This is a genomic window from Ornithinimicrobium tianjinense, assembly GCF_014636495.1.
GTDB lineage: Bacteria > Actinomycetota > Actinomycetes > Actinomycetales > Dermatophilaceae > Ornithinicoccus > Ornithinicoccus tianjinensis.
On record NZ_BMEM01000001.1, the window covers coordinates 496150 to 516482 of the forward strand.

17 protein-coding genes are annotated in these 20333 nt (G+C 71.7%); 8 read left to right on the forward strand and 9 right to left on the reverse strand.

Translation table 11 applies throughout. The features are described from left to right. The first annotated feature begins 1 nt into the window (after window position 1). Window positions 2–967, forward strand: coding sequence for an aldo/keto reductase (locus tag IEV65_RS02370; RefSeq protein WP_188427998.1), 966 nt, complete (start codon window positions 2–4; stop codon window positions 965–967). Window positions 968–991: 24 nt separating this feature from the next. On the opposite strand, the gene IEV65_RS02375 is transcribed toward IEV65_RS02370, so the two are convergent. Then, window positions 992–1687, reverse strand: coding sequence for a DUF4230 domain-containing protein (locus IEV65_RS02375; RefSeq protein ID WP_188427999.1), 696 nt, complete (start codon window positions 1685–1687; stop codon window positions 992–994). Window positions 1688–1810: 123 nt separating this feature from the next. On the opposite strand from IEV65_RS02375, the gene IEV65_RS02380 reads away from it, so the two are divergent. The 3 genes from IEV65_RS02380 to IEV65_RS02390 all read left to right on the forward strand — a co-directional run bounded on the left by IEV65_RS02380 (window position 1811) and on the right by IEV65_RS02390 (window position 4929). Continuing rightward, the gene (locus IEV65_RS02380; RefSeq protein ID WP_188428000.1) at window positions 1811–1948 is read left to right on the forward strand and encodes a hypothetical protein; all 138 of its coding nucleotides are present in this window, start codon (window positions 1811–1813) and stop codon (window positions 1946–1948) included. 26 nt (window positions 1949–1974) lie between these two features. Further along, a complete protein-coding gene (locus IEV65_RS02385; RefSeq protein WP_188429387.1) occupies window positions 1975–3108 on the forward strand; it encodes a N(5)-(carboxyethyl)ornithine synthase in 1134 nt (377 codons plus the stop codon). Window positions 3109–3243: 135 nt separating this feature from the next. After that, window positions 3244–4929, forward strand: coding sequence for a ribonuclease J (locus IEV65_RS02390; protein WP_188428001.1), 1686 nt, complete (start codon window positions 3244–3246; stop codon window positions 4927–4929). Between the two features lie 85 nt (window positions 4930–5014). Here the strand turns inward: IEV65_RS02390 and IEV65_RS02395 are convergent, their stop codons facing one another. The 6 genes from IEV65_RS02395 to IEV65_RS02420 all read right to left on the reverse strand — a co-directional run bounded on the left by IEV65_RS02395 (window position 5015) and on the right by IEV65_RS02420 (window position 12763). After that, window positions 5015–6853: a glycoside hydrolase family 3 protein gene (locus IEV65_RS02395; RefSeq protein WP_188429389.1), complete on the reverse strand. Its 1839-nt coding sequence runs from the start codon at window positions 6851–6853 to the stop codon at window positions 5015–5017. Window positions 6854–6858: 5 nt separating this feature from the next. After that, the gene (locus IEV65_RS02400; protein ID WP_188428002.1) at window positions 6859–8433 is read right to left on the reverse strand and encodes a glucoamylase family protein; all 1575 of its coding nucleotides are present in this window, start codon (window positions 8431–8433) and stop codon (window positions 6859–6861) included. A gap of 24 nt (window positions 8434–8457) precedes the next feature. Continuing rightward, window positions 8458–9288 carry a carbohydrate ABC transporter permease gene (locus IEV65_RS02405; RefSeq protein WP_188428003.1) on the reverse strand — a complete coding sequence of 277 codons (831 nt, stop codon included), beginning with the start codon at window positions 9286–9288 and terminating at the stop codon, window positions 8458–8460. Further along, the gene (locus tag IEV65_RS02410; protein WP_188428004.1) at window positions 9285–10244 is read right to left on the reverse strand and encodes a carbohydrate ABC transporter permease; all 960 of its coding nucleotides are present in this window, start codon (window positions 10242–10244) and stop codon (window positions 9285–9287) included. The genes IEV65_RS02405 and IEV65_RS02410 overlap by 4 nt, the downstream gene beginning before the upstream one ends. A gap of 3 nt (window positions 10245–10247) precedes the next feature. Next, window positions 10248–11552 (reverse strand): sugar ABC transporter substrate-binding protein, encoded by a 1305-nt coding sequence (locus IEV65_RS02415; protein ID WP_188428005.1) that lies wholly within the window; start codon window positions 11550–11552, stop codon window positions 10248–10250. A gap of 185 nt (window positions 11553–11737) precedes the next feature. Further along, the gene (locus tag IEV65_RS02420) at window positions 11738–12763 is read right to left on the reverse strand and encodes a LacI family DNA-binding transcriptional regulator (protein WP_188428006.1); all 1026 of its coding nucleotides are present in this window, start codon (window positions 12761–12763) and stop codon (window positions 11738–11740) included. Between the two features lie 86 nt (window positions 12764–12849). Between IEV65_RS02420 and IEV65_RS15830 the strand changes: the two genes are divergently transcribed. Then, window positions 12850–16197 carry a GH36-type glycosyl hydrolase domain-containing protein gene (locus IEV65_RS15830; protein ID WP_188428007.1) on the forward strand — a complete coding sequence of 1116 codons (3348 nt, stop codon included), beginning with the start codon at window positions 12850–12852 and terminating at the stop codon, window positions 16195–16197. A 55-nt stretch (window positions 16198–16252) separates the two neighbouring features. Next, window positions 16253–16909: a hypothetical protein gene (locus IEV65_RS02430; protein WP_188428008.1), complete on the forward strand. Its 657-nt coding sequence runs from the start codon at window positions 16253–16255 to the stop codon at window positions 16907–16909. A gap of 50 nt (window positions 16910–16959) precedes the next feature. Here IEV65_RS02430 and IEV65_RS02435 read toward each other — a convergent pair whose 3' ends face one another. Continuing rightward, the gene (locus tag IEV65_RS02435; protein WP_188428009.1) at window positions 16960–18207 is read right to left on the reverse strand and encodes an MFS transporter; all 1248 of its coding nucleotides are present in this window, start codon (window positions 18205–18207) and stop codon (window positions 16960–16962) included. 54 nt (window positions 18208–18261) lie between these two features. On the opposite strand from IEV65_RS02435, the gene IEV65_RS02440 reads away from it, so the two are divergent. Then, window positions 18262–19029, forward strand: a complete 768-nt coding sequence (locus IEV65_RS02440; protein ID WP_188428010.1) for an IclR family transcriptional regulator — start codon at window positions 18262–18264, stop codon at window positions 19027–19029. A 66-nt stretch (window positions 19030–19095) separates the two neighbouring features. Then, window positions 19096–19494, forward strand: a complete 399-nt coding sequence (locus IEV65_RS02445; protein ID WP_188428011.1) for a universal stress protein — start codon at window positions 19096–19098, stop codon at window positions 19492–19494. A 23-nt stretch (window positions 19495–19517) separates the two neighbouring features. Here the strand turns inward: IEV65_RS02445 and IEV65_RS02450 are convergent, their stop codons facing one another. Continuing rightward, complete coding sequence (locus tag IEV65_RS02450; RefSeq protein ID WP_229734802.1) at window positions 19518–20303, reverse strand: IclR family transcriptional regulator; 786 nt, start codon at window positions 20301–20303, stop codon at window positions 19518–19520. Window positions 20304–20333 lie beyond the last annotated feature (30 nt).

Genomic DNA, 20333 nt, shown 5'->3' on the forward strand with positions numbered 1-20333 from the left:
GATGAGCGCTTCCCCGCCCCTCGTCGTGCCACCGGTCGCCCTGGGCACGATGACGTTCGGCGACCTGACCGAGCCCGCCGAGGCGGCCCGGATCGTCGACGTGGCGCTCACCGCGGGCGTCACCTGGTTCGACACGGCCAACGTCTACGCCGGCGGGCGCAGCGAGGAGATCCTGCGCGACCTGCTGCGCGGACGTGACGACGTGGTCGTGGCGACGAAGTGCGGGATGCCGGCGGCGGACGTCGAGGGAGAGCAGGCGCTGCTGTCGCCCAGCGCCGTGCGGACCGCGGTGGAGGGCAGCCTGCGCCGTCTCGGCCGGGACCACGTCGAGCTGCTCTACCTGCACCGGCCCGACCGGGCCACCCCGATCGAGGAGACGCTCAGCGCCGTGGCCGAGCTGGTCCGCGAGGGCAAGGTCGGAGCGCTCGGCGTGTCCAACTACGCCGCCTGGCAGATCGGCGAGCTGGTCCGGGCCGCCGAGGAGGTCGGTGCCCCACGGCCGCTGGTGAGCCAGCAGATGTACAACATGGTGGCCCGGCGTCTCGACGAGGAGTATGCCGAGTACGCCGCCACCACCGGACTGGCCACGATCGTCTACAACCCCCTGGCCGGCGGGCTGCTGACCGGGCGGTACGACGTCGACACGCTGCCGGGGTCCGGGCGTTTCGCCACCGCGGCGAACGCAGCGACCTATCGTGAGAGGTACTGGGATCCCCGCCTCTTCGACGCCGTGCGACGGCTCAGCGCGGTGGCCGCGGACGCCGGCATGCCGCTGCTGGAGATGGCGCTGCGGTGGGCTCTGGGTCGGCCGGTCTGCACGTCGGTCCTCGTCGGCGCGTCGCGGGCGGACCAGCTGGAAGCCAACCTGCGCGCCATCTCCCGGGGGCCTCTCGGACCTGACCTGATGCGGGCCATCGACGAGGTGGGCCAGGATCTGCGGGGCCCGATGCCCGCCTACAACCGCTGAGCACCTCCCCTCGCACCCCGTCGCTCAGCGGGCCTCGTCGTCGAAGGTGACCGTCACGTCCGTGTAGCCGAGGGAGCCGAAGAGCCCCCGCAGCATCGCGGTGGTGTTCTCCTTGGCCAGGTCGACGAGCAGGCCCTCGCCGGTGGCCGCGCTGGTCATCTGCTCGATGGCCCGCAGCTGCGCCTCCCGCTCGACCTCCGAGCCCTGGAACCTGTTGACCAGGCCCTCGTCGCGGTGGGCGATGTAGCTGTCCGCCACGTCGAGGGTCGGCTCGTCCACGGTCGGCTGGGGGAGGGTGACCGTCACCGTGGTGCCGTCCTCGGACAGCTCGACCCGGCGCTCGTCCAGCTCGCTGAAGTCGACGACCGCGTCGACGTCGCCCTTGCCGACGTAGAGCACCCGCTCCCCGTTGAGCCACCCGGGGACGAACCGGACGTCCTTCTCCACGTCGACCACGGTCTCGTAGTGCCCCGTCGCCGCGTGGTACTCGCTGATCTCGGTCAGCGACTTGAGCACCGACGCCCCGGTGCGGTCGACCGTCTCCTCGGCGAAAGGGTTGAGGTTCGGCGGCCAGCCGGTGAAGGCGACCGCGGCGGCGAGGTAGGTCCCGACGACGAGCACGGGCACCAGCACCAGCACCGTGAAGCACCCGACGACGGTCGTGAGGAACCCCGGCCGTCCTCGGTCACGGGAGGTGGCAGGGACGGCGTCGTCGCTCATGGTTGCGCACTGTAGCGGGCGACGTGCCGCCACCGGCGAGCGACGCCGACGGGTCTCACAGCCGCTGGGCGTAGGCTGCTGAGGTATCGGGACCGTTCAGGTCTCGCCATCAAAGGCCATGCCATGACAGACAAGTCGCCGCGCCAGTCGCTCACCAAGAAGTCCGGCAAGTCGATCAAGGAGAAGCGGGCCGACAAGCGGGCCAAGGAGGGCGAGTCGTCGTCCGCGGTCGAGAAGGCTGTCCACCCCGGCAAGCGCTGAACCTGGTGCTGCTCTCCGTCGGAGTGATGGCCCACTCCCGCAAGGAGAACGAGCACCGCCTGCCGATCCACCCCGAGCACCTGCCCAGGGTCGACGAGGACCTGCGCTCCCGCATCTTCCTGGAGCAGGGGTATGGAGCGCCCTTCGGCCTGTCCGACGAGACCCTCGCCGCCCTCGTGGGCGGCGTGCGGACCCGGGCCGAGCTGATCGCGGAGTGCGACGTCATACTCCTGCCCAAGGTGCAGGCCGAGGACCTCGCCGAACTGCGGGACGGGCAGGTCGTGTGGGGCTGGCCGCACTGCGTCCAGGACGCCGCGATCACCCAGGAGGCGGTCGACCGGCGGCAGACACTCATCGCGTTCGAGGCGATGAACCACTGGTCGCGCGGCGGCAACCACCTGCTGCACGTGTTCCACAAGAACAACGAACTGGCCGGCTACTGCTCGGTGCTGCACGCCCTCCAGCTCGTCGGCTCGACCGGCAGCTACGGCCGCAAGCGGCGTGCCGTCGTCATCGGCTTCGGGGCGACCGCCCGCGGTGCCGTGACCGCGCTGAGCGCGCTCGGCGTCGCCGACGTGCGGGTGCTGACCCAGCGCAAGGTCGCCGCGGTCGCCTCGCCGATCCACTCCGTGGACATCGTGCACGTCGACCAGGACGAGGACCCGGCGCTGACGACGGTGGTCACCACCGAAGGTGCGGTGCCGCTGGCGCCATACCTCGCCGACAACGACATCGTCGTCAACTGCGTCCTGCAGGACACCGCCGCGCCGTGGACCTTCCTCACCGAGGACGACCTGACGATGTTCCGGCCGGGCAGCCTGGTCGTCGACGTGTCCTGCGACGAGGGCATGGGCTTCAGCTGGGCCCGGCCGACGACGTTCGACGATCCGGCCTTCGTCGTGGGGGACAACATCACCTACTACGCCGTCGACCACTCCCCGTCCTACCTGTGGGCCTCGGCGACGTGGGAGATCAGCCTGGCGCTGCTGCCGCACCTGCGCACGGTCCTGTCGGGGCCGGCCGCATGGGCGGCCGAGCCGACGGTCGGCCGGGCCGTGGAGATCCAGGACGGGCAGATCGGCAACCCGGCGATCCTGGCCTTCCAGGGACGGGCGGCGGCCTACCCGCACCCGAGACTCGCCGACGTCAGGGCTGGGTAGCCACCATCGGCCAAGGATCGCTGGACCGTAAGGTCGACGCAGTCCGGATGCCGAGCGGCGAATAGGCTCTACCCACTGCAGGCGGCGTGTCCACCGCCCTGCGCGACCACACGCTCCCTGTCGACGAGGAGACCCATGAGCCACCCGCACCCAGAGCTGGGCGCCCCCCCGAAGCTACCGCGCAACGGCCTGAGGGTGGTGGCGCTGGGCGGACTGGGGGAGGTCGGGCGCAACATGGCCGTGCTCGAGCACCGTGGCAAGCTGCTGGTGATCGACTGCGGCGTGCTCTTCCCTGAGGAGCACCATCCCGGGGTCGACGTGATCCTGCCTGACTTCACCTTCCTCCGCGACCGGCTGCAGGACGTGGTCGGCGTGGTGCTGACCCACGGGCACGAGGACCACATCGGTGCGGTGCCCTATCTGCTCAAGGAGCGTGGCGACATCTCGGTCGTGGGCTCCCGTCTGACGCTGGCGTTCGTGAGCGCCAAGCTCAAGGAGCACCGGATCACGCCCAGGACCACCCAGGTCGCGGAGGGGGATCGTCTCAGCCTCGGTCCCTTCGACTGCGAGTTCGTCGCGGTCAACCACTCCATCCCCGACGGGCTCGCCGTCATGGTGCGGACGTCGGCCGGGTCCGTGCTGCACACCGGCGACTTCAAGATGGACCAGTTCCCGCTGGACGACCGGATCACCGACCTGCGGGCGTTCGCGCGACTGGGGGAGGAGGGTGTGGACCTGTTCCTGACCGACTCGACCAACGCCGAGGTTCCAGGCTTCACCACCGCGGAGAAGGACCTGGCCCCGGCCATCGACACCGTGTTCCGCACCGCGCCCGGGCGCATCGTGGTGTCCAGCTTCGCCAGCCACGTCCACCGCATCCAGCAGGTCATGGACGCCGCCGCGGCGCACAAGCGCAAGGTCGCCTTCGTCGGGCGATCGATGGTGCGCAACATGAAGATCGCCGAGGAACTGGGCTACCTGAAGGTGCCGCGCGGGCTGGTCGTCGACGTCCGGAAGCTGGACGACATGCCGGCCGACCGGGTGACCCTCGTGTGCACCGGCTCCCAGGGCGAGCCCATGGCCGCGCTGTCGAGGATGGCCAACCGCGACCATCAGATCACCATCGGCGAGGGCGACACCGTACTGCTGGCCAGCTCACTGATCCCCGGCAACGAGAACGCCGTGTCCCGGATCATCAACGGCCTGACCCGGTGGGGCGCCAAGGTCGTGCACCAGGGCAACGCCAAGGTGCACGTCTCCGGGCACGCAAGCGCCGGTGAGCTGGTCTACTGCTACAACATCGTCCGGCCGCGCAACGTCATGCCCGTGCACGGCGAGTGGCGCCACCTGCGCGCCAACGCAGACCTGGCGATCGCCACCGGGATCGACCCTGAGCGGGTCGTCGTCGTGGACGACGGTATGGTCGTCGACCTCGTCGACGGGCGGGCAAAGGTCACCGGCAAGGTCCGGGCCGGCTACGTCTACGTCTCCGCCGGCAGCGTCGGCGACGTCACCGAGGAGGAGCTGCGCGACCGGTTGACGCTCAGCCAGCAGGGCACGGTCACCGTCGTCGTCCTGATCGACGCCGACACCGGCCGGCTGACCGAGCCGCCGGACTTCCTGGCCCGTGGTCTGGGCACCGACGAGAAGATGTTCGAGGCGTCGGTGCCGGCCATCGAGAAGGCACTGGCCGAAGCCGCGGCGCAGGGCATCGGCGACTCCCAGGAGCTGGAGCAGCGCATCGCGCGGGCGGTCTCCCAGTGGGCCTTCCGCAAGCACCGGCGCAACCCGCTCGTGATCCCGGTCGTCATCGACGCCTGATCCCCACTCCGAGCGGGCGCCCGGCGGGCGACATCGGGCCCACGAGACGGAGCGAGGGCGGGCACCGGCCGGCGAGGCCGTGGCGTCAGCGAGACGCCTGGGGACTCCTCGCGCCGGCACCGCCGGCGAACAGCGGATCCTCGAAGCCTGGCCGGTCCTCCGGGTGCGCCCGCACGTCGTCCATCGACCTGGGCAGGTCGAAGGGCAGACGCCCTCGCGGTTCGACCTGACCGGTGAGCGCATCCACGAGCGCCTCGTCGCTCGTGCCGTAGGTGGCGGTCAGCACGGAGGCCACCGGGAGCAGGGGAGTCAGCACGGCCGGCCGGTCCAGGAAGACGTCGAGGACCAGCGGGCAGTGCTGCGCGATCCGGCTGAGCCGCACCGCCCGTCCGGGTGGGAAGTCCAGGGACCCCTGGTGGAACCACGACTCCAGGAAGAGGTCGGAGCGGGGCTCGAAGGGCGCTGCCAGCCGGACGACCGCGAGGTCGGCGTCCTCCGGACGGCCGACCCGCTCGCCCAGCCGGGCGACCTGCTCGGGCGCCAGGCCCTCGGCATACACGCGCCGCCCACCACCAGCCAGCGGCAGCAGACCGGACTCGTCCTGCAGCACCGTCACCGACTCCGCCTGCGCCCGCATCCCCGCGCGGCGGAAGTTTTCGTTCCCGACGACGCGCTCGGCCTCGTCCTCGTCCACGTAGGGGTCGTCGAACAACCCGAGCCGGAGCTTCACGAGCAGCACCCGGCGCGCCGACACGTCGACCCGCTCCTGGCTCACCCGTCCCGCAGCGACGAGGTCGGCGAGGATCTCGACGCACTCCTCGCCGCCGAACTGGTCGCACCCGGCCTCCAGCAGCAGCTCCATCCGGCCGTGCGCGTCGAGGTGCTCGACGCCCCACGCGCGGGCCGGCAGCACCTGGTCGCCGACGTGGTTGTCGTTGATCAGCTCCCAGTCCGACAGGACGAGACCGTCATACCCGAGCTCGTCGCGCAGCAGGCCCTGCAGGAGCGGGCCGTTGAAGCCGAAGCCGACCTCGGGCACCGCGACGCCGCCGCGCGCCAGACCCACGGGCATGCCGTAGTAGGGCATGACGCCGGCGACGCCCATGGCCGTCGCGCGGCGGAAGGGCGCCAGGTGGTCCTCGAACCGGCCGGCCGGGTAGACCTGCTCGCGCCCGTAGGGGAAGTGCGCGTCCTCGCCGTCCATCTGCGGTCCGCCGCCGGGAAAGTGCTTGACGACGCACGCCACGCTGCCCGGTCCGACCCCGTCACCGCGGACGCCCTGCAGGAAGGCCTCGCCGAGCCGGGACACCAGCTCCGGGTCCTGCCCGAAGGTGTGCTGCTGGCGGGCCCAGCGCGGCTCGGTCGCCAGGTCCAGCGTCGGGCCCAGCGCCATCCGGATCCCGACGGCGACGTACTCGGCCCGGACGATCTCGGCATACTCTCGGACGGCCTCGACGTCGTGCAGCGCCCCGATCCCGATCGGCTCTGGCCACTGCGAGAAGGCCCCGGCCGCAAAGCTGGCTCCCGCGTTCTCGCTCGAGCCGTGCCGCGGGTCGGTCGAGACCGTGACGGGTATGCCGTGCGGCGCCTCAACCGCCAGCTCCTGCAGCGCGTTGTGCCAGCGGGCGGCCTCGCGCGGGCTCCCGAGCGCGTGCACGTTGAAGTGCGTGAGGTGCTTGCCGAGGACGACCTCGCGGGTGCCGGTCTTGCTGATCGCGCCGGGGCCGTCGAGGAGGGTGCCGCCGGGGCCCTGCTCGATGACGGTGTGGAAGAGCAGGCCGATCTTCTCGGGCAGGCTGAGGCGGCCGAGCAGGTCGTCGGCCCGCTCCTCGGGGGTGAGCCGGGGGTCCTCGAACGGGTCCAGCCGACCGTTGCGGTTCAGGTCCCTGAACCGCACGCCGCCCGGACCCGTCGAGGGGGTCAGCCTGCTCACTCGCTGGCGCCGAACTCCTCGAGCGCGATGACGGGGCGAACCTCGCGCTCGACCTCGCCGCGGACGAAGTAGCGCTGCAGCATCCCGTCGCCGAGGACGTTGCCGAGCGCGCCCATGATCATCGCCTGGTCCAGCGACAGGTGACGCTGGGCGACCTGCCCGGACTCGGTGGCGATCGCGTCGTAGAAGCCGCCGGGGCCGTAGCTGTCGAAGTCGGCCTCGACCGCGCTGAGGGTGGCGATCGCCTCCTGCGGCTCGTGCATCATCGCCAGGAACGCCGCGTGCGGGGTGACCACGCCGTCGCCGAAGTCGGGCTTGGGCTGGTCCCAGTGGTAGTCGGTGTGCTCGATGTCGGAGAAGTAGCCGTCCGGCCGCAGGCCGAGCGCCTCCACACCCCACTCCGAGTAGCCGCCGTAGGGGTGGCTGGCTGGGCTGAACCCCCAGTAGCCGTACTCCTCCAGCCCGTGCAGCCGCTGCACGGCGACGTGGTTGGGGTGGTTGCGACCCCAGCTCTCCGGCGCCCAGTCCTCCTCGGGCACGAAGACGTTGGGCATGAGCTCCTCGAACATCGAGCCGCCCCAGCCGGGCACGGTGAGCATCCCGTAGTAGTCGTGCGCGCCCTCGAAGACGTCCACGCCGAGGTAGGTCCTCCACTCGCCCACCGGGGGCATCTCCGGCCAGGTCCAGTCCGGCGGGAAGGTCCGCCACGCCTGGAAGTAGGCCTCCGGCGGCACCTGCTGCTTGGCCATCGCCAGGTAGGTCGTCACCCGCGTCTCGGAGACGATCGTGTCGTAGTGGTGGGTGGCGGTGTACCAGACGTCCCTGCCCTCGCCGATGAGGTCGCGCGGCTCGGTCGGCGGCGGGTTGTTCAGCCGCGTGGGCTCCTCGAGGTAGAACCCGCCGTACATGAGGTAGGGCTTCCAGAAGGTCGGGTCGGCGAAGACGTCGAAGCGCATCCGCTCGAACATCGCGCCCGCGACCTTGCTGTTGGCGGGGTCGGCGTTGCGGACGACGAGCAGTGCGGCGCCCAGCCAGGCGGCGTCGACGCTGGACACGAACGGCACGACCGGGTCGCCGTTGTCGGGCCACGCGTAGATCACCGAGCCGTCCCGCGGGTCGTACCAGTTGAAGTACATCCCGCTCGCCTCGTGGTGCTCCATACCCTGGAGGGTCTGCAGCGTCTGCCGGATCCGCCGCGACGCCTCGCCCGGGGTGATGATCCGCAGATCGCGGGCGACGATGGTCGACCAGAGGTAGCCGCCCATGTTGGTGGGGCTGGTGTAGATGCCCGCCGTCGACAGGTCGCCGGTGATGTTGTCCGAGACCAGGCCCGTCGCCGGGTCGGTCATGGCGACCATCGAGTGCCAGGTGTCGCGCGCCCAGCGCAGGAGCAGCTCGCGGTCGGCGGAGGACAGGCCCGGGTCGGGTCGGCGCGGGCCGAGCCCGTTGCCCTGGGTCGCGTGGGCGGAGGTCGGGTATGCCGCCAGCGCGGCGGCCGCGAGCCCGCCGGCCAGGGCCGTGCGACGCGTGATGGGTCGGCCGGTGCCTCGGCCGTGGCGGAGGTCAGTCATGGCAGGTCTCCTTGCGGGGTGGTCTCACTTCATGCCGGTGGTGGCGATGCCCTGGATAAAGCGCTTCTGGAAGATGAGGAAGACGATGAGGACGGGGATGACGACCACGGTCGCGCCCGCGAGGAGCAGACCGTAGTTCGTCTGGTTCTGGCCGGTGGAGATGAGCGCCAGCGCGACCGGAAGGGTGTAGCTGCGCTCGCCGGTCGCGACGACGAGGGGCCACAGGAAGTTGTTCCAGCTGCCGAGGAAGGTGAGAATCCCCAGGGTGGCGAGCGCCGGGCCGAGCAGCGGGAGGATGACGCGGCCGAAGATCGCCAGCTCGCCGGCGCCGTCGATCCGGGCGGCCTCGACGAGGTCACGGGGCAGGCCCAGGATGAACTGCCGCATCAGGAAGACCCCGAAGGGGGAGACCAGGAACGGCAGGATGAGGCCGGGCAGGGTGTTGACCAGCCCCATGTTGGCGACAAGGACGAAGAGCGGCACGAAGGTCACCACGCCGGGGATCATCAACGTGCCCAGGATGAGCGCGAAGATGAGGCGCTTGCCGCGGAAGCTGAGCATCGCCAGGGCGTAGCCGACCGCGGAGCAGAACAGCAGGTTGCCTGCGGTCACGGTGAGCGCCACGACCGTGGAGTTGAAGAAGTAGCGCCCGAAGCTGTTGCGCGAGAACAGGTCGCGGAAGTTCTGCATGGTCGGGTTCTCCGGCCACCAGGTCGGGGGCACCGAGCGCAGCTCGGCGTTGCTCTTGACGCTGCCCAGCACCATCCACACGAACGGCGTCACCACGAGGACGAACGCCACGGTGAGGAGGAGGTAGAGCCACCACCGGTTGCGGAAGCTGGCCTCGCGCGTCATCGGTCGTCCCTCTCGGCCAGGAAGCGGAACTGGATCGCGGTGACGATGACGATGACGATGAAGATCAGGTAGCTCAGTGCAGCGGCATACCCGTAGTTACCGAAGCTGAACTGCTGGTAGGTGTACATCGACGCCGAGATCGTGCTGTTGAGCGGGCCGCCGTCGGTCATGACGAAGGGCTCCTCGAAGAACTGCAGGTAGCCGATGGCGGTGGTGACCGAGACGAAGAGGATCGTGGGGCGCAGGATCGGCAGCGTGATGTGCCTGAACCGCTGCCACGCGCTCGCGCCGTCGATCGCCGCGGCCTCGTGCAGGGCGTGCGGCACCCCCTGCAGGCCGGCGAGGAAGATGATCATCGCCGTGCCGAAGTTGCGCCAGGTGGCCATCGCGATCAGCGAGGGCATCGCCCACGTCGTCGAGCCCAGCCAGTTGGGCCCGTCGACGCCGACCCAGCCGAGCGCGGTGTTGACCAGCCCCGCGTCGGGGTGGAGCAGGAAGCGCCAGACCACCGCGACCGCGACGATCGAGGTGATCACCGGGGTGTAGAAGCCGAGCCGGAAGACCGACCGGAACTTGCTGATCCCGCTGTTGAGCGCCACGGCCGCCGTGAGCGCCACCAGCATCGTCAGCGGGACGCCGACGAGGACGAAGTAGGCGGTGTTGAACGCGGCCTTGCGGAAGATGGGGTCGGCGAACGCCTTCGTGTACTGGTCCAGCCCGACGAAGTCGACCGCGAAGGGGGTGCGCAGGTCACGGTTGCGGATGTCGGTGAAGGAGAAGAAGACCGACTGGATCACCGGCCAGGCGGTGAAGGTGAGGAAGAGCAGGAGGAAGGGCAGGGTCAGCAACCACCCGGCCCGCTCCTCCCGCGCCGCACCGGGGGCGCGGGAGGAGCCGGTGGTCCTGGGCGCGAGCCGACCCACCTGCGACGGGGGCGTCGCGGTCGGGGCGGCCATGGCCTACTGCCCGGTGCCGATCGAGTCGGCCTGGGACTGCGCGGCCTGCATGGCCTCCTGGCCGGACAGGCCCTCCTTGGCGACCTTCTCGATCTCGCCGTCGAAGGCCTCGGCGACCTGCTCCCAGCTGGGGAAGCTGGGCGGAGCCTGCGCCGTCTGCAGCGCGGTGCCGAACTTGGCGAGCTTGTCGTCGCTGGTCAGGGCCTCGTCCTCCCACGCCGACTGCACGGAGGGCAGGGCGCTCGTGAGGTCGTACCACGTCACCTGGGTCTCGGGCTGGGTCAGCCAGTCCACCAGCGCCCAAGCGGCGTCGCGCTGCTCGGTGTTGCTGAAGACGGCCAGGTTCGAGCCGCCGATGAACGAGCTGGACTCGGCGCCGTCCGCCGATGGCACGGGCGTCACGTCGTACTTGTCGCCGAAGGCGTCGTCACCCTCGTTGGCGGCGAAGTCCTCGACGATGCTCATCATCCACGGGCCGGAGATGAACATCGGGACCGCGCCGCTGACGAAGTCAGCCTCGGTCTGACCCTCGGGCGGGTTGGGGTTGGCGATCTCTTCGGCGAAGAAGCTGCCGTAGTAGTCGACCGCGGCCACCATCTCCGGGGTGTCGAAGGTGTAGCCGTCCTCGGTGGCGATCTCGGCGCCGCGAGACCAGGCGAACGGCATCACGGTCTGCCAGGAGCCGGTCTGGCCCGGCTGGAGGCTGATGCCCCAGTCCGCGCCGCCCTTCTCCTTCATGGCGGCGGCCATCTCCTTGAAGCCGTCCTGGTCCTGCGGGACCTCCGTCTGCCCCGCCTCCTCGGCGATGTCGGTGCGGTAGTAGACCAGGCGCGTCTCGACATACCAGGGGACGCCGTAGGAGGTGCCGTCGACGACGGTCGTCTCCTGGGCACCCTCGAAGAACTTCGAGGTGTCGATCGAGCCGGGGGTCGGGTCGAGGGCGTCCATGCCGGCGAACTCACCCATCCAGGTGGTGCCGACCATCGCCACGTCGGGGGTGGTCCCCGCCGTGATGGAGTTGACGAACTTGTCGTGCGCGGAGTCCCACGGCACCGGCGTCACGTTGACCGTGATGTCCGGGTTCTCCTCCTCGAAGTCGGCGACCAGCTCCGGTAGCTTCTCGCCCTCGGCGCCCATCGCCCACACCTCGAGCTCGCCGCTGACGCCCTCTGTCGTCACCGCCTCACCGGTGGCGGGGGCGCCGTCGCCGTCGCCGTCCGTGGTCCCGTTGCCGTCGTCGCGACCGCACCCGGTGAGGGCGAGGGCGGTGCTGGCCGCGAAGGCGATGATCATCTGACTACGTCGCATGGAGGTTCCTCTCTCTGGCCGGTGGCCGCGACGGCGAGACCGGGTGGTCTCGTCGAGGGTCGCCGTCGAGCCTCGACCGCCTCGTCCGCTGCTGCGGACGTAAGCGCTTTCATGACAGACACCAACGTAGGCAGGTCGACGGGGTCGCGCAACCGGAAGGCGGAAGGTGGTTCGGTCGAGGTCGCTCAGGCCGCGTCGCAGCCGCACGAGCGGCGGATGACCACCGAGGTCGCGAGGCGGTGGTCCGGCGGCGCCGACCCGGGGTCGGCGAGGAGCTCGTGGATGCGGCTGGCGGCCGCCTGGCCCAGGTCACGCACCGGCTGGCGCACGGTGGTCAGCGCCGGCGTGACGTAGCGGGCGGCCATCTGGTCGTCCCAGCCGGTGACGGCGAGCCGTCCGGGGACCTCGATGCCGGCGCGGGGCAGCTCGCGCACCAGTGCCAGGGCGAGCTCGTCGTTGGCGCAGACCAGCCCGTCCGCGGACAGCACGCCCGTCGTGACCATGTCGGCCACCCGCAGCCCACCCTCCTCGCTGAGCTCGGCCGACACCGGAGGGGGCGCCTTGAGTCCGGCGTCCCGGTGCGCCTGGACGAAGCCCTCGTAGCGCCCCTGCGCGTCAGGCACCGTGTCGGTCGCGCCGACGAAGACCAGCCGGCGGAGCCCGTGGGTGCTGATCAGGTGCGTCGTCAGCTCTCGCGCGGAGTCGACGTTGTCGGTGGAGAAGCTCTCGACGCCGCTGCCCAGGTGCGCGACGGCGACGCCGACGACCGGGACCTTGCGCGCGACGTCGGCGACGACACTGGCGGGGACGTGCACACCGCCCATGAGTGCGACCGCGTCCACGCGGCCGGCGAGCCGGCGCAGCGCCAGCTCTACCCCTGGCTTGTCGCGGGTGAGCAGCAGCACGACGCTCGCCCCGCGCTCGGCCGCGGCGGACTCGAAACCGGTCAGCAGCTCGGGGTAGTAGGGCCCGGTCAGCTCCGGCAGGACCAGGCCGTAGGCCTCCTGCTGGCGCGCGGCGAGGGACCGGGCCGCCCCGTGCGGCACGTAGTTGAGCACGTCGATGGCCTGCTGGACCTTCTCCCGCGTGCGGGGGGAGACCTTGTCCGGGGAGCTGAGCATCCGCGAGACGGTGGCGATCGACACGCCCGCGGCCTCGGCCACCTCGTAGATGGTGGCGCGGGTCCCTCCTGGGGGTGGGGCGGTGGTCATCGGCGGTGTCCTCCTGCGGTCGGAGTCAAGGATAACGATCAGCCTGTGCGTTGCGACCGGTGCAGGTAAGCGCTTACGGTGCCACCATGCCCCACCATGCCGTCAGTCTCGACGTGACCTCGACGGGGGCGCTGCGCTCCGCGCAGGCGCACGGACTCCACCTGCTGCTGCATCCTGCGTCGGAGCTGGAGGACGGCCTCGGCGGCCTGTGGCTGCGGGTCCGTGGCGACGAGGACGGAGAAGGCGACGTCTGGACGCCATACCCGCTGGTGGGGACCGGGTCGACGGGGACGGGCGTGCGGGCGGAGGGGGACGCCCGCACCCGCTCCGGAGCGCTGCCGGACCGAGCGCTCACCTGGTCCTGGCGACTCGCGCCGTTGGTCGGCGGCGCCGGCTGGACCTGGCAGGTGCTCGTGCGTAACACCGGTGACGCTCCGCTCGAGGTCGACCTGCTCCACGTCCAGGACTGCGCGCTGTCACCCGCGGCGGTGCTCGAGGCGAACCGCCTGTACCCGAGCCAGTACCTCGACCTGACGCCCGTCGACCTTGGTGCCCGTGGACCCGGGGTGGCGGTGCGCCAGAACATGCCGGGGCCCACCGCGCCGTGGGCGCTCGTCGGGTGCCTGGGCCGGGCGGTCTCCTGGGCGACCGACGGGCTCCAGCTCAGGGGGCGCGGGCTGCCCGAGGGCGCCCCGTGGCCCGGCCTGCGCGGCGACCTCCCCGGTGTGCGGCTGCAGCACGAGCACGCCGCCGCCGCCCTCCAGAGCGAGCCGCGACTCCTCGGCCCGGGGGAGCAGTGGGCCAGCGGCTTCTTCACGGTCGTGCTGGAGGACCACCCGGGGGCGACCACCGACGCAGACGCCGCCGTCCTCGACGGGCTGGACCTGGGCCTGCCGACCCCCGACCGCCCCGCGGTCGCCGAGGAGAGACCGACCGCCCGCAACCTCCTCGACACCTCCGCACCCCTGCTGCCGCGCGAGCTCACCGCCGAGGAGGTGGACGGGCTCGTGGGCGGCGGGCGCCACCACGTGGAGGTGCTCGACGGGCGGGAGGTCAGCTGGTTCACCGCGGGTGGGGGGCACGTGGTCACGGCGGCGAAGCAGGCCGCTGTGCTCCGGCCGCACGGGCAGGTCCTCAGATCGCTGCGCCGGCTCCTGCCGGACGAGTCGGACGTGACCAGCACGGTCTGGATGGACGGCACCTTCTGCTCCCACCTCACCCGGGGCCACGTCGCACTGGGGCGCGTCCTGTCCGCCCGCGAGGACCTGCTGGCGATCGCCCGCCTGCGGGGGTTGCGGATCGCCATCGACCTCGGCGAGGGCTGGCAGCTGCTCGGCACGCCGAGCCTGTGGCTCGACGAGGTCGACGAGGCGACCTGGTGGTACGCGCTGGCCGACCGCACCCTCCGCGTCACCGCCCACGCGCCCACGGCCGACGGTCGGTGCCGGGTCCAGGTCGACACGCTGGAGGGCGACCCCGTCCCGGCGCTCGTGGTCCTGCACCTGGACTGGTCAGGAGCCCCGGGGATGGTGGGGGACGTGGTGACCCGGGGGAGCGTGGTCGAGGTGACCGCGCCCAGCGGCGCCACGCTCGGGGCCCTCGGCGTCACCGTGGCCACGGATGTGGGCACTGGCGGGCGAGCCGCCGCGGTGGAGGTCTCCGACGACGGCGCGCTCTTCTCCGACGGCGCGAGCCGGGGTGAGCCGGTCCTCACCCTGCGGGTGCACCCCTCCCCGTCGTGGTCCCTGGAGCTGCAGGCCCGTGCACGGGCGGGGACGGCACCGCAGACCGGACCGACCGAAGAGAGCACCACGGACCTGTGGGCCGGCGTCCACGACGTCGTCAGCCTCGCCGCGGAGGCCCCCGGCCGGCGGAGGGACGCGCTCGAGCGGCTGGGCAGGGTCACCGGCTGGTACGCCCACGATGCCGTCATCCACTACCTCTCGCCCAGGGGGCTCGAGCAGCACACCGGCGGGAAGTGGGGCACGCGGGACGTCTGCCAGGGTCCGGTCGGGCTGCTGCGGTCGTGGGCCCGGCACGACGAGTGGCGCGCCCTCCTGCTGCTGATCCTGCGGGGGCAGCAGGACCGGGGCGACTGGCCCCAGGCCTTCGACTTCCTCGCATCGCACCGTGTCGACGCCGTCGAGGACGCGCACGGTGACGTCGTCTACTGGCCGTTGCTCGCCGTGGGCCAGTACCTCCACGCGACAGGGGACCTGTCCGTGCTGGACGAGGAGGTGGGCTTCACCGGCGACGGCTCGCCCGGAGGGACCGCGTCGGTCGACGAGCACCTGCGCCGCGCGCTCGACGTCGTCGATAGCACCTTCCTTCAGGGCACCTCGCTGCCGGCCTACGGCCACGGCGACTGGAACGACTCCCTCCAGCCGGCCGACCCGGACCTGGCGCGTCGCATGGTGTCCACCTGGACCGCGGTGCTCCAGGTGGAGGCGCTGTCCCGGCTCGCCGAGGGGCTGGGCACGGCATACCCGGACCTGGCCGACCGTGCCCGGGGCCTGGCGGCGGGCGCCGCGCGGGACGTCGAGCTGCACCTGATGGTCGACGGGGTGCTCGCCGGCTACGGCGTGGCCGGCACCGAGGGGAAGCTGGAGCCGATGATCCACCCGCGGGACTCGCGGACGGGCCTGACCTACTCGCTGCTCCCGATGATCCACGCGATCGCCGGCGACCTGCTGTCGCCGGAGGCCGCGCGCGCCCACCTGGACGTCATCGAGCGGCACCTGCTCGGTCCGGACGGGGCGCGCCTCTTCGACCGGCCGGTCGCCTACCGCGGCGGACCGACCGAGGTCTTCCAGCGCGCGGAGGCGAGCAGCTTCTTCGGTCGCGAGGTCGGGATCATGTACATGCACGCCCACCTTCGGTATGCCGAGGCGCTCGCCCGGGTGGGCGACGGTGCAGGGGTCCTCGACGCGCTCGCGCGCGCCGTGCCGGTGGGCCTGCAGGACCTCGTGCCGAGCGCCGCCCCGCGTCAGGCCAACACCTACTCCTCCTCCTCCGACGCCGCCTTCCCGGACCGGTATGCCGCCTCCGACCGTTACGCGGAGGCGTTGGCGGGAGAGGTGCCGCTCGAGGCCGGCTGGCGCGTCTACTCCTCCGGGCCCGGCCTGTTCCTGGAGATCCTGACCCAGCGGATGCTGGGGCTGCGCCACGCCGGGCACGAGCTGGAGATCGACCCGGTGGTGGACCCGTCTCTGGGCACCGTGAGGGCGTCGGTGCCGCTGGCCGGCGGTCGCGTGGTCGAGCTGGAGATCGTGTGCGGGACGGCGGGGCACGGGGTCGCCGAGGTGAGCGTGGACGGCAGGACCATGGAGGTGCGCGCCCTGGACAACCCCTATCGCGCGGCCGGCGTCGCCGTGCGGGTCGACGATCTCGGGGCGGGGTCAGGCCCCGTCCGGCTTCGGGTCGTCACGAGGTAGCGTGCGCTGGCGTGGGTGCCGACGTGGGTGACGAGGCGGTGCGGAGGCGGCCGCGGTGAACCCGTCGTTCGTCCTCCGCCGCTGGGTCCTGCTGGTCGCTGCCGGGGAGTTCGCCGGCTTCATGGCGCCGGCCCTGGCCGGCAGTCTCGCTTATGCCGCCGGCGTCGCGGGCTGGTGGTTCTACCTCACGATGGTCGCCGCAGGCGCGGTGGAGGGACTGGTGCTCGGCGCGGCCCAGGGCACGGCCCTTCGACGTGCGGCGGTGCCGGCCTCCCGCGCCCGCTGGACCGCCCTGACCAGCGTGGCCGCCGCCTGCGCGTGGTCGCTCGGCATGCTTCCCTCGACGCTCCAGGGTGTCGACTGGCGCTCGCCGGCCGTGCTCGTCGCCGTCGTGGTCGGGGCGGTCGTGCTGCTGTGCTCGATCCCCTCGGCCCAGTGGCTGGAGCTGCGGCGGGTGAGCCGCAGGGCAACGTTGTGGCTGCCGATCAACGTCGTGGCGTGGGGTGTGGGCCTGCTCTGGACCTTCGCCCCGTCTCCGTTCGTCGACGAGGGCACCAGCCCCTGGGTGCTCGTCGGTGTGTTCGCGGTGGCCGGGCTGTTGATGGCGGTGACGATGGCGGTGCTGACGGGCCTCGGCCTCCGGCGCTACGTGCTGCGGGCGAGCCGCACGGTCGAGGCGCCCTCAGCGGCCACCCGGCCCGATTGCGTCTGAGGTGGCGCGCTGATGTTGTCGGCGATCGACCGCGTGCGGGTCGCCAGGCCCTACGGTGCCAGGATTCCCGCACGACGTCGGGTCGTCCGGTTGGCATGCATCGAGTACCTGGGCACCCACCGAGCGAGCGCGCCGGCAGCGGCGCCCCCGAGCGCTCCGGTGATCCAGATGCCCACGGCGAGGGAGCCGAGGGCGGTTGCCGCGGCGATGACGAGCGGCCCGGCCGCGTCACCGGTGTCCTGGAAGAGGCGCCACACGCCGAGGAAGGCGGAACGGCTGTCTGTCGGCGCGACGTCCGCGCCGATCGTCATGATGATCCCGGCTCCGAGGCCGTTCCCGAACCCGAGGAGCGCCGCCGCGCCCGCCAGCCCGGTGACCGATCCGGTGAACGGCACGATCGCCATGGCCAGGCCCATGAGGAGCATCGAGGGGACGGCGATCCAGAGCCGGCCGTACCGGTCCATGACCTTGCCCGCTGGATAGAAGAGCACCATGTCCAGCGCTCCCGACAGGCCGAAGACGAGCGAGATGATCTCAGGGTCCAGCCCCAGGTACTCGCCCCACAACGGGATGACCGTCTGCCGGGCGCCCCGGACCGCGCCGACGACCAGAGTCGCCAGCCCCAGCGTGAGGAAGAGACGGCGCTGCTCGCGGGCGACATGGAGGACTGACTTTCCCGCTCCCGTGGGGCCGGGCTTCGTGGCCGAGTCCCGCACGGCCACCAGGACGACGAGCGTGAGCAGGACGAAACCTGCGCCCAGCCAGAAGGCGGGCCGCAGCGAGGTGGTGACGATGACCAGCGCGCCCATCAGCGGACCGAGGAAGTAGCCCAGCCGCAGCATCCCGCCCAGGGTCGACAGGACGCGCGCGCGGTTTTCCGGCGGAGTGATCTCGGTGAGGTAGGCGTGTCGCGCCAGCTGGAAGACGGCCGTCGAGGCGCCGAGGGCGAAGATGCTCAGCTGCAGGACCCACAGGGTCGGGGCTGATGCCGCGCCAGCGTAGGCCGCCAACCCGAGGCCGGTGGCCAGGATCATCGTCCTGCGGTCCCCCAGACGCGCCGCGAGGGCGCCGGCCGGCACGTCCGCCACGATCTTGCCGATCGGCAGCAGAGCTGTGACGAACCCCGCCATCGCCAGGTCGGCCCCGAGGCGGGTGGCGACCGTCGGGATCAGGGGCAGGGCGATCCCGATGGCGATGCCGAACAGCAGAGCCGGGACGAACACTCCGAGCACGACCTCCCGCACCGGGAAGAGCGGCGCGGGCGCTGCTGCCGGAGCGGTCCCTTTGACACGCGCCATCCAGGCTCCTTAGATTGTGCTTGTGTTCACATCGTGCACAAGCGAGTGCGGCCAATGAACGAGAGGGTAGCGGGGCAGCAGTCTGTCGCGCGAGCGGTCGAGGTGCTGTTCGCCTTCACCGCCGACCAGCCCTCCCTGCGGGCTGCGGAGGTCGCTTCCCGCCTGGGCCTGAACCGCACCACCGCCTGGCGCTACCTGCAGACGCTCGCGGCCACCGGTCTCGTCCGAGAGCTCGGCGAAGGACGCTTCGCCCTCGGTTCACGGACGGTTGGGCTGGCGGAGGCTTACACCGCCCAGTGGGGGGACCTGTCGGCCGCGGCTGGCGCGGCCCTGGTGCGGTTGCGCGACGCGGTCGGCGAGACGTCCGCGTTGCACCTCCGCCAGGGGTGGTCGCGGATCGTCGTGCGTCAGGTCGAGTCGCGTCACGAGCTGCACCGCACCTACCGCGATCTCGGTGTGCCCCTGCCTCTCCTGCACGGGGCGCCCTCGCTGGCCATCCTGGCTGCTCTCCCGCTGTCCGAGCAGAGGGCCTACCTCGACGGGGAGCTGCGGCCTAGCGCCGATCGGTCCTCGCTCGAGGCTGAGCTGGCCCGCATCCGGGAGCGCGGGTGGGCGGTGTCCCAGGAGTCACGCGTCCCCGGTGTCGCCTCGGTGGCCGCCGCGCTGACGGACAGGTCCAGGACGGTTCTCGGCTCGGTGAACATCACCGGCCCCCAGGAGCGCGTGGCGCTCATGGATCTCGACGAGGTCGGCCGCGAGGTGGTCGCCGCGGCCGGCTGGATCGAGGCCAACGTGCTGGGCGTCGCCGACCTCCCCACGTGACCGCTGCGAGCGACGCCCAGAAACAACCCCAACACCCCACCCCGCACACACCATCAGGAGAGTCGCATGGCAGTCGTCGTCGGATTCATCCCCACCCCCGAGGGCACGGCCGCCCTGGCGGAGGCCACCAGGGAAGCGAGGCGCCGGGGCGCGAAGGTGGTCCTCGTCGCCAGCTACGACCCCGCTCAGGCCAAGGAGGCCGGCGCCCGGAAGCGCTTCCGTGACGCGCTCGACCGCGCGGCGGAGCAGCTGGCCGCCGAGGGGCTCGAGCACGAGGTGCGCACGATGGAGCGTGGCCGGCTCCCGAGCGAGGACGTCCTTGAGGTCGCCGAGGAGATCGGGGCCGAGGTCATCGTCATCGGGCTGCGCCGACGCTCTGCCGTTGGCAAGTTTCTGCTCGGCTCGCACGCGCAGCAGATCCTCATGGACGCGCCCTGCCCGGTGCTGTCGGTGAAGGCCGGCTGAGGGGCCGTCTGGGGCGAACACGGTCAGCCGCCCGCCCGCTGCACCACGCGGGCCCGGCTCTCGGGCGTCGCGCCCAGGGCGAGCGACACTTGCCAGGCCGCGTCCCTGACCGCCTCGCCGAGGACCTCACGCCGCTCGTCGTCCAGACGAAGCGTCGGCACAGACAGGCCGAGCGCGCCGACCACCTCGCCGGCGTGATCCGTCACGGGGGCGGCCACGGCACGAATGCCGGAGGTCCTCTCACCGTCCGAGTACGCCCAGCCAAGCGCACGGATCTCGCGCAGCTGCCGCCGCAGCGCCCGTGGGTCGTCGATCGTCCGGGGGGTTGCCGGGTCGATCGGCTGCGCGAGCCACCATTCCTGGCGGTCTGCCGGCAGGTGTGACAGGAGCGCCTTGCCGGGCGCGCCGTGGTGGATGGGGATCGGCACGCCAAACTCGGTATAGGTCCGGCGCAGCTCCTGACGACTCTCGACCTGCTCGATGACCGCGCGGTGCTCGTTGGGGAGCAGCTCGTGGATGCCGACCGTCTCGTCGGTGAGGTCCCGCAGCCGCTTGGCGACAGGAAGCGCAGCGTCACGGAACGCGGCCGGGATTCCTCCGTTGCGGCCGAGCTGCAGGATCAACGGTCCCAGCCGGTAGCGCCGGTCGGACCCCTGCTGCACCAGGTCGTTGTCCAGCATCGAGGCCAGGATGCGGTGCACCGTGCTGGTGGACAGGCCGGTGCGACGGGACAGCTCGGTGATGCCGAGCGCGGGGTCCTCGGAGTCGAAGCAGCGCAGGATCTGCACCGCCCGGTCGATGGACTGCACACCCCCGCGCGGTCGCCGGGCCGGCGGCAT

Excerpts from the sequence above, each read along its gene's own strand:
- IEV65_RS02440 (WP_188428010.1), top strand. The coding sequence starts at position 18,262 with ATGAACGAGAGGGTAGCGGGGCAGCAGTCTGTCGCGCGAGCGGTCGAG.
- IEV65_RS02390 (WP_188428001.1), top strand. The coding sequence starts at position 3,244 with ATGAGCCACCCGCACCCAGAGCTGGGCGCCCCCCCGAAGCTACCGCGC.
- IEV65_RS02415 (WP_188428005.1), bottom strand. The coding sequence starts at position 11,552 with ATGCGACGTAGTCAGATGATCATCGCCTTCGCGGCCAGCACCGCCCTC.
- IEV65_RS02370 (WP_188427998.1), top strand. The coding sequence starts at position 2 with ATGAGCGCTTCCCCGCCCCTCGTCGTGCCACCGGTCGCCCTGGGCACG.
- IEV65_RS02435 (WP_188428009.1), bottom strand. The coding sequence starts at position 18,207 with ATGGCGCGTGTCAAAGGGACCGCTCCGGCAGCAGCGCCCGCGCCGCTC.
- IEV65_RS15830 (WP_188428007.1), top strand. The coding sequence starts at position 12,850 with ATGCCCCACCATGCCGTCAGTCTCGACGTGACCTCGACGGGGGCGCTG.
- IEV65_RS02385 (WP_188429387.1), top strand. The coding sequence starts at position 1,975 with ATGGCCCACTCCCGCAAGGAGAACGAGCACCGCCTGCCGATCCACCCC.
- IEV65_RS02410 (WP_188428004.1), bottom strand. The coding sequence starts at position 10,244 with ATGGCCGCCCCGACCGCGACGCCCCCGTCGCAGGTGGGTCGGCTCGCG.
- IEV65_RS02405 (WP_188428003.1), bottom strand. The coding sequence starts at position 9,288 with ATGACGCGCGAGGCCAGCTTCCGCAACCGGTGGTGGCTCTACCTCCTC.
- IEV65_RS02420 (WP_188428006.1), bottom strand. The coding sequence starts at position 12,763 with ATGACCACCGCCCCACCCCCAGGAGGGACCCGCGCCACCATCTACGAG.
- IEV65_RS02445 (WP_188428011.1), top strand. The coding sequence starts at position 19,096 with ATGGCAGTCGTCGTCGGATTCATCCCCACCCCCGAGGGCACGGCCGCC.
- IEV65_RS02380 (WP_188428000.1), top strand. The coding sequence starts at position 1,811 with ATGACAGACAAGTCGCCGCGCCAGTCGCTCACCAAGAAGTCCGGCAAG.
- IEV65_RS02400 (WP_188428002.1), bottom strand. The coding sequence starts at position 8,433 with ATGACTGACCTCCGCCACGGCCGAGGCACCGGCCGACCCATCACGCGT.
- IEV65_RS02375 (WP_188427999.1), bottom strand. The coding sequence starts at position 1,687 with ATGAGCGACGACGCCGTCCCTGCCACCTCCCGTGACCGAGGACGGCCG.